Source organism: Bacillus sp. NMCC4 (assembly GCF_002998555.1).
In the GTDB taxonomy this organism is placed as follows: domain Bacteria; phylum Bacillota; class Bacilli; order Bacillales; family Bacillaceae; genus Bacillus.
The window spans coordinates 787,252-800,052 of record NZ_PVRA01000001.1; the positions used below are offsets into that span (position 1 = coordinate 787,252).

A 12,801-nucleotide genomic window follows, 5' to 3' on the forward strand; every position below is an offset into this window, starting at 1 on the left:
TTTTATCTAAATTTTTTGACATGTTTGATACCGCGCCGTGAATGGATTCACCATCCTTTTTTACCATTGTATAGGCATGAAAGCGGTTGCCTAATACTCATATTTTTGATACCCTTTTTTTCAATGCAGATATGGGACTGCATTGTCATAAAAAGAGCAAGAAAATGTAAACGGTTTATTGTAGGGGGAGGGACTTATGTTAACGTTTGTTGGATTATTGATTATTTTAACGATTGTTGTATTGCTGATTTGGGGGAAAGCAAGTCCAATTGTTGCCATGGTCATGGTGCCTTTAATCGGGGCATTCATCGCAGGATTTGGAATCAATGACATTCAATCTTTCTTTGAAGAGGGGATTATCAAAGTACTGCCAGTGGCGACCATGTTCATCTTCGCCATTTTATTTTTTGGTATTTTACAAGATACAGGGTTCTTTGAACCTGTAATAAAAACACTGATTAAACTGACAAAGGGAAATGTTGTCACGGTTGCGATGGGAACAGCTCTAATAGGAGTCATCGCTCATTTAGACGGAGCAGGAGCGACTACATTTTTATTAACTGTACCTGCACTGCTTCCACTTTATAAAAAATTACATATGAGTCCGTACTTATTGCTGTTATTGATCGGGACAAGTGCCGGCTTAACGAATATGGTGCCGTGGGCTGGCCCCACAGGACGGGCAGCGAGTGTCCTTAATATGGACCCATCTGAACTTTGGGTGCCGCTCATTCCCATTCAGCTCATTGGGGTCGTTCTCGTATTAGGAATGGCATTTATTTTAGGAAAAAGAGAAGAAAAACGCATTCGGGTCAAAATCGCCGCAAATGAAATCGCTGCTGTTCAATTAGAAGGCGCAGATTGGGACCGGGCTATTCAATCCATTAGCGAGACAGGTGATGCCGCTTTAAAACGTTATCACTTGATTTGGGTGAATTTCATTCTGTTTGTAGCCGTTGTTGTCCTTCTTGTGCTCAACGTGATTCCGGCTAGTTATATGTTTATGATTGGTCTTTCTCTCGCACTATTAATTAACTATCCGAAAGTGGATGTACAAATGGAGAGAATCAAGGCGCATGCACCTAGTGCACTCATGATGGCTGCCGTTATTTTCTCCGCAGGTTCATTTTTAGGAATTCTCGAAGGAACGGGCATGCTAAAAGCTATTGCTGTGGACAGCATTCAGATTCTACCTGCTTTCCTGCTTCCATTTTTACATATCATTGTTGGGATGTTTGGGGTACCGCTGGATATGCTGACAAGCACAGACGCCTATTATTATGCTCTACTTCCAATTGTCGAATCGATTACATCTGAGGTTGGCGTGTCGGGCACTTCCGCTGCGTATGCCATGATGATTGGAAACATCATCGGAACCTTTGTCAGTCCACTCGCTCCAGCCGTTTGGCTTGCGATAGGTCTTGCGGGAGTCGATATGGGGAAACATATCCGCTACTCCTTCTTTTGGATGTGGGGATTCAGTATTATCCTTCTGTTCGTGGCGATGCTGATCGGTATCATTTAAAAAAGAAAGACATGCGTACAACGACGCATGTCTTTTTCTTTGTATTTATGAAGGATATTCACTCGTGTGAATGTCTGTTTTCGGCTTTCTAATAAGAGACATCAATCCAATGATAAACAATAGAACCATTGGAGCAAATGCAAGGCCGACTGTTCCAATCAAAAGAGTCACAGCAGACACCAAGAAAAGAATACCTGAAAGCACGGCACGGCGGTCTGTTTTCAAGAAAATCACACCGACAATCGATAGCACAGCCGCAATTGCGGAAACGACCATGAACTGAGTACCAAATGCATTAACAGAAGCCTGAAGCGTTTCAATCGGCAATGTTTCTCCTTCCTCTTGCAACACTTCATTGATTTGATCATAAAATGATGGACCTAAGGAGAGAATTAATGCTCCAAATCCAACACCAATGGCATTGAGGACAATACTAATAATCCCCATAATTTTTTCACCTTTCCGTCTAATCATGTGTAAACCTCCTAAAAAGTTAAATTAACTGCCTGTTTTCACTTCTCGCTTTTGGAAGACAATTAAGGCAATCGCCAAGAAAATAGCCCAATAGATGACTAGGACTGTTAATGAGAATCCTAGAGACATGTCTTCGATAAAAGTAGGTGTGTCTGCAAAATATTGTGCAGGATCGTTTGCAAACAATAAGTATTTCGCCCAATCAAAGAAGAACATCAAAATACTTGTGATGGATGCTCCAACAATATAGGCTAACACACTGATCGCAATAGAAATGGCCTCACTTCTAAATACCGTTGAGATGGCAAAAGAAAGTGTCCCTAGTACAACAAACATAGCACAATGTGCCAAATAATACGAAACCATATTTGCAAGCTGAGATCGTTCAATGACTTCACCATTTTGATAGGACAAATACACATAATCATGATTTAATCCAAAGAATATCGCACCTAAGATAAATGATAGGACAAATAGAACCGCGATAAGAAATAGTGAGTAAAGTTGAACGGTAAAGTATTTAGATAAGAGAATCTTCATTCTTGATGGTGGACGAATTAACAATAATTTAATTGTACCATGCTTATATTCAGCCGAGACAATCGTGGCTGCAATGATAATCACGAATACACCGACCAGCTGAAGCAAATCAGCATTGATCTTCACATAAGCCCATGCATTTTTACCAAATTGATCCGCAGGAGGCAAATCATGTTTGATGCGATACTCATTAATTGCTATATCCTTTTCTAGGGATCTCTTATAAAATCCTAAATCATTCTCTTTCAATTCTTGTTTCTTTTCTTTATTGTCCATTCTCAGCTCGGTTTTCCAATCACCCGAAGCTTGATCTTTGTCATTTGTTTTCACTGCAAAGATCAGTGTGGCAATCATACCTAAAACAAGAAGTCCAACCATAATCCAAGTTCCAACACGATAACTGATCTTCATCCACTCGTTTTGAATGAGGCGAATCATACGTCTGCCTCCTTTTTACCTGTTAAGCTTAAGAACTTATCTTCTAAGGTTTGTTTTTCTATTTTGATTTCGTACAAATGAATGGACGCGTCACTCAAATGACGAATCAATTCCGGCATTTTCTCTTCTGGCAAGGAGAAGAATAAATACTGCTCCTCTTCTCTTACAGTCGTGCCTTCCTCAAATACACCAATGAGCTTCTGCGCTTCTTCCAGCTCACCGGATGCGACCTTCATTCGATAATTGACCAGTTCGTCTTGATTCGTCTCTGTACGCTGATCCTCAATCGCAATCAGCTTTCCTTTTTGGATAATCGCAAAACGATCACACATCAATTCCATTTCTGACATGAGGTGACTTGAAACAATAACAGCCAGCCCTTCTTCCTTTGCCAGCCTTCTCAAGTAATCTCGTATCATGCGAATTCCCTCTGGATCAAGTCCATTGGTTGGCTCATCTAATATCAGCAGTTTCGGTCTATGTATAAGAGCCTGCGCAATGCCTAAACGCTGCTTCATTCCTAATGAAAACGTACGGACACGCTTATGTTTCACGTGCTGTAAGCTGACCAGCTCTAGCAGCTCATCAATTCGCCCTTCATCCACTTTCCCATTCATTCTGGCAAAGTGAACAAGATTTTGTCTGGCTGTTAAGTGATTATACATTTCTGGGTTTTCAATTATGGCACCAACATCTTGAATGGCAAGCTGATATGAGGATTGAATACTATGACCATTAATCAGAATGTCGCCAGATGTAATAGGAGAAAGACCGACCATCATACGAATGGTTGTTGTTTTCCCTGCGCCGTTTGGTCCTAAGAAGCCAAAGACTTCGCCCGCTTGGACAGAAAAGCTCAAGTCTTGAACAATCTTTTTCCCGTGAATATGCCTAGATACATTATGCAGTTCTAAAACGTTCGTCACGTTACCTCTCCTTCTTTGTCTAAGTATCATCTATCATCTATTTCCTGATAAACACCATGATCCGTTAAAAATAGAAGAACACTTCCATATGGTACAGCAATGCCCAAAAGTTGTGAAGGGGATTAGCCAAAATTTAGCGAATCATCTGCCTTTTTTAAGGTAGGGTTAAGAAAACAGCAATTTTTTATGTGAAAAGAGGCTTGATTTTTTTAAAAAATGAACCTTTTTCAACAGGTATATATGTATGGAATTCTGTTTAAGATTATTCCTTTCACCTATAAATAAAGAAATAAAAAGAGGCCTCTTACTGACAGCCTCCTTTCGTTATTATACCTTTTTCACAAACTCTGATTTTAACTTCATTGCGCCAAAGCTAGGAATTTTACAATCAATGTTATGATCGCCTTCAACTAAACGAATGCCTTTGACCTTCGTCCCTATTTTTAAAACGGAAGAAGAACCTTTTACTTTTAAATCTTTGATGACAGAGACCGTGTCCCCATCATTTAACAGATTCCCATTCGCATCTTTGACAACAAGCTGGTCCTCTGCCGCTTGTTCTTGTTCAAGTGACCATTCATGGGCACATTCAGGACAAACCAGCAGACTGCCATCCTCGTAAGTATAAGGTGAACTGCATGAAGGACAATTCGGTAGATTAGACATTTGTGTTTCCTCCAACTTTCTATTTTATTTCATACAATTTTACCACATTTCTATAGAAAGGAATGTGATAGAAAAGGAAACATTTTTCAACGTTTACTTATTTATTCCAATTGATATAGCAGCCGCAATATTCCGAGCGGTTCTCTCTACATGAAGAGCCCCATCTCTCATCGCCTCAGAAAGAGAAGTTACACCTGGAACGATACTAAAAAGTGCATCAATTCCATGCTCATGTACAACTGCACTGTCTTTTGAGAGGGAGCCCGCAATACCAATCACAGGCAGGTGATACTGCTTTGCTGCTTTGGCTACACCAATTGGCGTTTTTCCATAAATGGTCTGCTGGTCAATCCGGCCTTCCCCAGTAATGACAAGGTCTGCCTCCTTGATGACATCATCAAAATGAACTGCCTTCAGCACAATATCAATTCCTCTTTGCAAATCGGCGTGTAAAAAGCCTAATAAACTCGCACCAAGTCCTCCTGCCGCTCCTGCCCCTGCTACACCTTCAAAAAATACATTGAACTGTTTTTCTGCTACTTGTGCAAAATGAGCTAAGTTTTTATCTAACACTTGAACCGTTTCTTTATCAGCACCCTTTTGAGGACCAAATACAGCAGATGCTCCTCTTTCACCCGTTAAAGGATTGTCCACATCACAAGCTGCCTCCAGCCGAACGGATTGCAGTCTTGGGTCAAGTCCAGATAGATCAATAGAAGCTAATTGATGAAGGGCTCCACCGCCTCGCGATAGCTCCTGTCCTGCATTATCAAGAAAAGCCGCACCTAATCCTTGCATCATCCCAACGCCGCCATCATTTGTTGCACTTCCGCCAAGCCCAATGATGACATGCTTCGCTCCTTGATCCAGTGCCGCAAGCATTAATTCCCCTGTTCCTCTCGATGTCGTGAATAAGGGATTGCGTTTTTCTTGCGGAACAAGGTGTAACCCAGAGGCTGCGGCCATCTCTATGACGGCAGTCTGACCGTCCCCTAACATGCCAAAAAAGGCATCAACAGGCTCCCCAAGCGGGCCTGTGACCACTTGATTGACAATGTGCCCGCCCGTCGCATCAACTAGCGATTGAACAGTTCCCTCTCCTCCATCTGCCATTGGAAGTTTGATATATTCAGCGTTTGGCAAAATCGCATGAAATCCTCGTTCAATGGCACACGCTGTCTCATATGCAGATAAACTTTCTTTAAATGAATCTGGTGCAATCACAATTTTCATCCTAAAGCCCCTCGTTTCTTATCAAATGTCATCAGCCAAACAACTGGAAAACGCCGAATATAATGGTCGATACGACGGTTAATGTCAAACCAATTAACGATTCAAAAGGCATGAGTTTCAACCGCTCTTTGATGTCCATTTGAACACTTCCTGCTGTGGCATGGAAAAAGCTCCCGTGCGGCATATGATCTAGCACTGTTGCCCCAGCATGAATCATGGCTGCTCCTGAAAGAGCAGATACGCCAAGGCCAATTAATGTACCGCTAAATACGCCACTCGCTACCGCCGTTCCTGCTGTTGTCGAAGCGGTGGCGGCTGACATAAATATCCCCGAAGCTGGTGCAAGTAAATACGGAGGTAATCCCGATGCATCGAGTGCTTGAATAAACACATCTTTTAAGGAAGAATTCGATACAATTCCTGCTAGTGTGCCTGTCCCTAATAACATAATTGCTACACCCGACATTTTATGAAGCCCCGATATCGCATAATCATTGAGAAACTTCCCTTTTTTCATGAAAAGAGCGCCTACAATGCCTCCGATCGGTAAGGCGATCATTGGGTCTATATTGATTTGAAAAAGCGGTCTTAAAGCCAACAATAAAATGGTGACAAGCGGACCCGCAAGTGCTTGAAAAAAAGCTGGCACTTGAACTTTGCTTTGCGCAGTTTCCTCTTCAAGAACAGGTGTCCCTTTTTTTGCAAGCTTTTTGGCTAACACATATGTAACAGCCAATCCAAACACAGCCGGGATGACACCCGTAGCCATCATTGAAGTAAGCGGTACACCAAAAGCATCAGAAGCGGCAATGGCATTCGGATTCGGTGACATGATATTCCCTGCCTTCCCGCCTCCAATCATGGCAAGTAGAATCCCCGTTTTCGACAGCTTTGCCCGTTTGGCAATGGCAAGTGCAATGGGCGCTACCGTGATAACAGCTACATCTACAAAAACGCCCACTGTTGTTAAAATCATGGTTGCCAGTGCGAGTGCTAATAACGCCCTCGCCTCTCCAAGCTTTTTCACGATAGCCTCGGCGATAGTTAAAGCTGCACCCGACTCAATCAAAACGCCAGCTAGTACACCTGCCGCCATAATTCTGAGGACAGCCGGAATCATATCCTTAGCGCCTTCCATCATGACGTTGACGGTCTGAACAATATCTACACCGCCTACCAAGCCGCCTATGAAGGCACCTGCCAGCATGCCATATGCAGGTGATACTTTTTTTAGAATAAGAACAATCGCTATCACAAGCGCCGTCACGGCTCCCAGTGTACTTACTGTCACATCTCCACTCATCCTCGATCTCCCCCAAAATGTCTTTCTCCAATTGTAAGCGTTTACTAGTGGGGATCGGGTTGTGAATCTAGATGAATTTTTTTAATTTATCCCTTCATTCCATTGTGCATATGCACAATCAAGATAGTTGACTCATCAACTGCGCCATATAAAGCTCCATCAACTGTTTCACATGACGGGGATTTTTTCCGGTCAATGCTTGAATTTTATCTAAACGATATCGCAAAGTATTCCGGTGAATAAATAAACGATCAACAATTCTTTGTAAATCACCGCCCTCTTCAATGTAAATCCTTAATGTTTGGGCGAGCTCCGCTTCCTGTGTTAATGGATTGTAAAAGTCAGTCCATCTAATCTCCTCTTCAACAGCTCCTGCAGTGAGGAATAGCCTTTCCAACTGATAAGATTTAAAAAAATAAATACTCTCCTCGGGATCAAGAGTTTTCCCCAACCTCAAGGCATCTCTTGCGTGCTCAAAAGACAATGGCAGCCGGCTTATGTCGTCAGCGACAGTCCCTATCCCCACCAGCACCTGCCCTCCTACTGCTTTTTCCATTGTTCTTTGCAGCTGCCCTCCCACATGCTTTAAACGATGATCAGGGATCGGCTGCCTTAAAAGAACCAATTCATGACGAAAGGTCATGCCAAGCAAATCATCCGCATTCTTATCGTATTGAATCGCATGCATCATTTTATGCACAGCGTCTTCCGAGGATGGAACTGGCTGAAAAACGATGACCATTCGGCGCTTATCTAAATCCATTCCTTGCCATGCAGCTCGGTTCTTTAGCTGATGATCACCAACGTCCGAATCAGAAATTAACTGATTGACAATTTCACTCTCTATTCTTTGCCGCCACTGAATTCGTTCAAGCAGAAAAGACTGCTCTAACACAAGCTCAGCTGCCATTTTCACCAGCTCGGCATGATGCCGAATGTCCTCTGGCTCACCAGTAATTCCAATCACACCAACTACTTGTTCACGAAAGCAAATAGGCAAATTGATTCCAGGTCTCACTCCTTCTAAGCGTAAGGACGCCTCATGGTCAATTTCCATACTGTTCCCGCTTGTCAGCACAAGTCGTGCACCATCATGTTTCTGACCAATCCTGTTTCGTTCACCAGAACCAATTATGACACCATCTGCATTCATCACATTAATGTTTTTATCTAAAATACGCATCGTACGTTCAACCATTTCTTGCGCCAATTCAGCAGTTAAAAATTGCATGAGGCATCTCTCCTGAGGCTGTTTTCATTCAATGTATCATAGTGTCATTGCACAATAAATGCAAAGTGTTCAAAAATGAGGCATTGACAAAGGGACATTGAAAAGTGTTTAATCAAATCAAAGGATCGACCGACAGTCTAGTCAAAAGAAAGGATGGCTTTATGAGAACCGTTAAACATCCTGAAGAACGTAAAAATGACATCTTAAACGCAGCCGAAGAGCTTTTTTCTACCAAAGGCTATCAGCAAACAACGATTATCGACATTCTGAAAGCTGTTGGCATTGCAAAAGGCACTTTTTATTATTACTTTTCATCCAAAGAAGAAGTGATGGATGCCATTATTGACAGGATCATCAAAGCAGATATCATCGTGGCAAAGCGTATTGCGGCTGAGCCAGACCTTCCAGTCGTCGACAAACTATTTCGTATCATCATGGCACAATCGCCTCAGCAAGGAAGCAATAAACAGGGGATGATTGAACAATTCCATCAGCCTTCTAATGCAGAGATGCACCAAAAAAGCTTAATCAAAGCGATTAAAGAACTATCACCCGTATTGGCAGACGTCATTCAGCAAGGGGTGGAAGAAGGAACATTCAAAACAAAGTTCCCGCAAGAAACGGTTGAATTCCTTCTTGCTTCTGCGCAGGTCATATTTGATGAGGGCCTTTTTCAATGGACAGCCGAAGAAAGTATACAGCGCGCTCTAGCTTTTATCGATATCCTCGAATCCTCATTACATGCAGAAAAGGGGAGCTTCTCCTTTCTTCTAAAGCGATTAACTGGAGAGCTGGATGAAAAGAATTAGTGATTGGTCACTTCAATACCAATCCTGCATACATTATAGACTGACGGTCGGTCTAAAAGGAGAGTGATACTCATGTCTTTGTTATCCAAAAGAGGTTCATCCCACTTTATGTACCTCGTTCTCGGACAAATTATTTCCGTTTTTGGTTCTTCCTTAATTCGGTTTGTTATATCTTTACACGTACTGGATATGACGCAGCGTGTTGACTTATATGCCTTACTATTCGCTTTATCCAATGTCCCACTCCTTCTTTCTCCCTTAGCAGGAGCAATCGCTGACCGGTTTAACAGAAGGAACTTGATGATTTTATTTGATGTTCTCACCGGCATCATGATTCTGGCTTTTTATTTTTGGTTATTCTCAGGAAATGATTCACTCTATATGATCGGAGCGGTCATGGTGCTTCTTGGTGTGATGAGTACGTTCTATGCTCCTGCTGTGATGTCCAGCATTCCACAGTTAGTAAAACAGGAACAATTAGAACAAGCAAACGGAATCGTCAATGGCGTGCAGGCACTTTCAGGTGTTCTCGCTCCTATTATCGGCGGGGTTCTGTACGGACTGATTGGAAGTCAATCCATCATAGGTGCCAGTGCTATCGTGTTTTTTCTATCAGCATGCATGCTTTTACGGTTAAACATATCCTTCTCACCTAGCCCGCTAACGGAAACTATGGGCAAAGTGCTCATAATAGATATGAAACAGGGATTTTCCTATATTGGCAGTCAGCCATTTTTAAAAAGAGCCATGCTGCTTGCTGCAATGTTAAATTTCATCCTCACGCCATTTTTTATCGTGGGTGGTCCAATCATTTTAAGGGTCACAATGAAAAGCAGTGACATCATGTATGGAATAGGCATGGGCTTGATTGAGTTCGCTGTGATCGCAGGGGCTCTGCTAGTTGGACTTGTAGCAAAGCATTGGCAGATACCTACTTTATATCGCTGGCTGATCGTCATCGCGATCATCTTGCTACCTGTCGCATTCTCAACATCCAACACAGCTCTTCAATTTGGCACTTATCCAGCTTATTTTCTCTTTCTAGCAGGATGTCTTCCAATTGCTATGCTGCTTACAATGATCTCAATCGTTGTAATTTCACATGTTCAAAAGAAAACGCCAAATAGTCAATTAGGAAAAGTGATGGCAAACCTGACAATGGTTTCTCAATGTGCTGCCCCGCTTGGTCAAATGATGTATGGATTCTTGTTCAATACGTTTTCAGCCAACATGTATGTGACGGTGCTAATAGTCAGCACTTTCATGTTTGCCCTTGCCTACTTAACAAAAAATATGCTTCAACATGAAGGAGAATCAGCCTCATGAGACTGACGTTTATAAAGAAAGACTTAACCCGCCACCGTCTCATTTCCATCGGTTTAACCATTTGTATTATGTTGACATCATTTCTCGCAACAAACGCCGCTCAAATGACAGTACAGCTGAATGGTTCCATTTCTAATCTGCTCCATTCAGCCAAGGCACCAGATTTTGTCCAAATGCATGACGGCAGCCTAAATGAAAAAGACATTGAAGCATTTTCAAACAAGCAGTCCATGGTAAAAGCACATCAAATCGTCCCAATGATTCCAATAGAACATGCAAACATCAAGTTCGGACATGAACCCGCCAAAGCAGGTGTGATGGATCATTTATTTGTGAAACAAAATCGTCATTTTGATTTTCTTTTAAATGAACAAAATGAAAAGCTCACTGTCAATAAAGGTGAAGTGGCTGTCCCTATCTATTTTCAACAAAAGTATCATCTCAAGATAGGAGAAACGTTACTGATTGGGAAAGGGTCTAATCAATTCTCTTTCCGCATCAAAGCGTTCTTGCGAGATGCACAAATGAACCCCAGTCTTGTTAGTTCGAAAAGATTCCTTCTTCATCACAAGGATTGGGACGCAATGAATCAAGTGTTTCATAAAAAGGAATATTTAATTGAATTTTTACTGCATGATGCCGCTCAGGCAGATGCCTTTCAAGCAATCTACCAGTCATCACAGCTTCCACAGCAAGGTCCAGCTGTCACATTACCTTTGCTCCGTATGCTGAATGCATTGACAGATGGAATGGTGATTGCCATTCTCCTGCTTGTTTGCATGCTACTTATCGGTATAGCCCTTCTCTCTCTCCATCTTGCTATGACAGCTTCTATAGAAGAGGACGAACGTGAAATTGGAATACTGAAGGTGCTTGGGATTCCTTTAACAAGAATCAAGCAATTATACGTTGGAAAGTATGCCGTGCTTGCTTGTGTAGGGTGTATAGCAGGATATGGGTTAACGCTTTTATTTGGTGATATGTTTACGGCCAATATTCAGCGATACATGGGGAATCAGCCTTCTTTTACTTCTTGGTTCATCCCGCTTTGTGTTTCTATAGTGATAGCAATGATCGTCATTTCTTGCAGCTATGCTGTCCTAAGAAAGTTTGGTCGAGTATCAGCCGCTCAAGCACTTCAAGGCGGCGCCATTTCAACGAATGATAAAAAACAAATACCCCTACATCTCAAGAAAAACAGGTTCATCCCGGTCAATATTTGGCTTGGTTTAAAAGATCTGTTATCACGAAAGAAGTTGTACACAACGATTACTTGTATTATCGCGCTTTGTACATTTTTGATGCTGCTGCCTATTCAGCTATGGCACACCTTACAATCGCCGGATTTCATCACATATCTTGGCTCTGGTCAAAGTGACCTTCGAATTGATATACGACAAGGAAATCATCTAGAGGAAAATACAAATGAAATAGAATCAATGATTCGTGAAGATCGGGATATTCATACATCAGCCATATATGAAACAACTTCTCTTCAGGCAAAATCAAAGGAGAATACATTAGAAACACTCTATTTAGAAACAGGTGATCTCTCAGCATTTCCTCTCACCTATTTACAAGGGCGACAGCCTTTAAAGAATAAAGAAATTGCCTTATCAGTACTAAGTTCAGATTCACTCCAGAAAAAGGTAGGAGAAAAAATCACTCTCGTAACAAACGGGCATGAAATTCAAAAAACAGTGACTGGCATTTATCAGGATGTCACCAACGGCGGCAAAACAGCCAAAGCAATATCACAGCCATTTTCCCAATCAGCCCTTTGGAAAACCATTCAAATCCAACTAAAACAAGGAGTAGAAATTGCGGAGAAAAAGACAGTATTTGAAAAAGGGATATCTCCTGCAAAAGTGACAGATATGAAAGAATACGTTCATCAAACAATCGGCAGCACAGCCTCTTTAGTAAAAATCGTTGCATTTTTGTCTACATTAGCTGCTTTTGGAACCGCCAGTTTGATGCTATTCATGTTTCTGCACATGTTAAAAACGAAAGATTCAAGTCGAAACCACATGTTAAGAATGATTGGATTTTCTAAAAAAGATGTAACAGCACAATATATCACAAGTTTTATCGTCGTTATCTCTTTGGGCGCCTTTATTGGTACGATCGCTGTCCATACGATTGGACCAGCTTTGATGAGTGTAGGTGGAGCCTCCCTAGGGGCATCAAGCCTGCAGTGGCTGGCACCACAATGGGTGTCAGTTGTGTACCCAATCACACTGTTGATTGTCAGCTTAGCTTTAACCGCTTCGTTATTGAAGACGCTTTTTACTAATCAAACTACACGTCATACACTTTCATAAGGAGAT

11 protein-coding genes are annotated in these 12,801 nt (G+C 41.9%); 4 read left to right on the top strand and 7 right to left on the bottom strand.

What is annotated here, in order from left to right; genetic code table 11:
• Positions 1-196: 196 nt before the first annotated feature.
• Positions 197-1,525 (top strand): CitMHS family transporter, encoded by a 1,329-nt coding sequence (locus tag C6Y02_RS04080; RefSeq protein ID WP_034660528.1) that lies wholly within the window; start codon positions 197-199, stop codon positions 1,523-1,525.
• Between the two features lie 45 nt (positions 1,526-1,570).
• Here the strand turns inward: C6Y02_RS04080 and C6Y02_RS04085 are convergent, their stop codons facing one another.
• The 7 genes from C6Y02_RS04085 to C6Y02_RS04115 all read right to left on the bottom strand — a co-directional run bounded on the left by C6Y02_RS04085 (position 1,571) and on the right by C6Y02_RS04115 (position 8,336).
• The gene (locus C6Y02_RS04085; RefSeq protein WP_034660529.1) at positions 1,571-1,999 is read right to left on the bottom strand and encodes a DUF4064 domain-containing protein; all 429 of its coding nucleotides are present in this window, start codon (positions 1,997-1,999) and stop codon (positions 1,571-1,573) included.
• 24 nt (positions 2,000-2,023) lie between these two features.
• Positions 2,024-2,977, bottom strand: a complete 954-nt coding sequence (locus tag C6Y02_RS04090; RefSeq protein WP_066031512.1) for an ABC transporter permease — start codon at positions 2,975-2,977, stop codon at positions 2,024-2,026.
• Positions 2,974-3,903 carry an ABC transporter ATP-binding protein gene (locus tag C6Y02_RS04095; protein ID WP_106030705.1) on the bottom strand — a complete coding sequence of 310 codons (930 nt, stop codon included), beginning with the start codon at positions 3,901-3,903 and terminating at the stop codon, positions 2,974-2,976. Before C6Y02_RS04095 ends, C6Y02_RS04090 begins: the two co-directional genes overlap by 4 nt.
• Before the next feature lie 327 nt (positions 3,904-4,230).
• Positions 4,231-4,569: a zinc ribbon domain-containing protein YjdM gene (locus C6Y02_RS04100; protein WP_060597637.1), complete on the bottom strand. Its 339-nt coding sequence runs from the start codon at positions 4,567-4,569 to the stop codon at positions 4,231-4,233.
• Positions 4,570-4,662: 93 nt separating this feature from the next.
• The gene (locus C6Y02_RS04105) at positions 4,663-5,802 is read right to left on the bottom strand and encodes a glycerate kinase (RefSeq protein WP_106030706.1); all 1,140 of its coding nucleotides are present in this window, start codon (positions 5,800-5,802) and stop codon (positions 4,663-4,665) included.
• 31 nt (positions 5,803-5,833) lie between these two features.
• Complete coding sequence (locus tag C6Y02_RS04110; RefSeq protein ID WP_106030707.1) at positions 5,834-7,105, bottom strand: GntP family permease; 1,272 nt, start codon at positions 7,103-7,105, stop codon at positions 5,834-5,836.
• A 118-nt stretch (positions 7,106-7,223) separates the two neighbouring features.
• Positions 7,224-8,336: a CdaR family transcriptional regulator gene (locus C6Y02_RS04115; RefSeq protein ID WP_106030708.1), complete on the bottom strand. Its 1,113-nt coding sequence runs from the start codon at positions 8,334-8,336 to the stop codon at positions 7,224-7,226.
• A 161-nt stretch (positions 8,337-8,497) separates the two neighbouring features.
• Here C6Y02_RS04115 and C6Y02_RS04120 point away from each other — a divergent pair, with 161 nt between their 5' ends.
• The 3 genes from C6Y02_RS04120 to C6Y02_RS04130 all read left to right on the top strand — a co-directional run bounded on the left by C6Y02_RS04120 (position 8,498) and on the right by C6Y02_RS04130 (position 12,795).
• Entirely contained in the window at positions 8,498-9,145 is a 648-nt protein-coding gene (locus C6Y02_RS04120; protein ID WP_066031508.1) for a TetR/AcrR family transcriptional regulator, read from the top strand.
• A 72-nt stretch (positions 9,146-9,217) separates the two neighbouring features.
• Positions 9,218-10,471, top strand: coding sequence for an MFS transporter (locus tag C6Y02_RS04125; RefSeq protein ID WP_106030709.1), 1,254 nt, complete (start codon positions 9,218-9,220; stop codon positions 10,469-10,471).
• Positions 10,468-12,795 (top strand): ABC transporter permease, encoded by a 2,328-nt coding sequence (locus tag C6Y02_RS04130; protein ID WP_106030710.1) that lies wholly within the window; start codon positions 10,468-10,470, stop codon positions 12,793-12,795. Before C6Y02_RS04125 ends, C6Y02_RS04130 begins: the two co-directional genes overlap by 4 nt.
• Positions 12,796-12,801: the final 6 nt, after the last annotated feature.

What these genes read in the sequence shown, in the direction of transcription:
- C6Y02_RS04100 (WP_060597637.1), bottom strand. Translation starts at nt 4,569, where the DNA reads ATGTCTAATCTACCGAATTGTCCTTCATGCAGTTCACCTTATACTTAC.
- C6Y02_RS04090 (WP_066031512.1), bottom strand. Translation starts at nt 2,977, where the DNA reads ATGATTCGCCTCATTCAAAACGAGTGGATGAAGATCAGTTATCGTGTT.
- C6Y02_RS04115 (WP_106030708.1), bottom strand. Translation starts at nt 8,336, where the DNA reads ATGCAATTTTTAACTGCTGAATTGGCGCAAGAAATGGTTGAACGTACG.
- C6Y02_RS04110 (WP_106030707.1), bottom strand. Translation starts at nt 7,105, where the DNA reads ATGAGTGGAGATGTGACAGTAAGTACACTGGGAGCCGTGACGGCGCTT.
- C6Y02_RS04130 (WP_106030710.1), top strand. Translation starts at nt 10,468, where the DNA reads ATGAGACTGACGTTTATAAAGAAAGACTTAACCCGCCACCGTCTCATT.
- C6Y02_RS04080 (WP_034660528.1), top strand. Translation starts at nt 197, where the DNA reads ATGTTAACGTTTGTTGGATTATTGATTATTTTAACGATTGTTGTATTG.
- C6Y02_RS04085 (WP_034660529.1), bottom strand. Translation starts at nt 1,999, where the DNA reads ATGATTAGACGGAAAGGTGAAAAAATTATGGGGATTATTAGTATTGTC.
- C6Y02_RS04105 (WP_106030706.1), bottom strand. Translation starts at nt 5,802, where the DNA reads ATGAAAATTGTGATTGCACCAGATTCATTTAAAGAAAGTTTATCTGCA.
- C6Y02_RS04125 (WP_106030709.1), top strand. Translation starts at nt 9,218, where the DNA reads ATGTCTTTGTTATCCAAAAGAGGTTCATCCCACTTTATGTACCTCGTT.
- C6Y02_RS04120 (WP_066031508.1), top strand. Translation starts at nt 8,498, where the DNA reads ATGAGAACCGTTAAACATCCTGAAGAACGTAAAAATGACATCTTAAAC.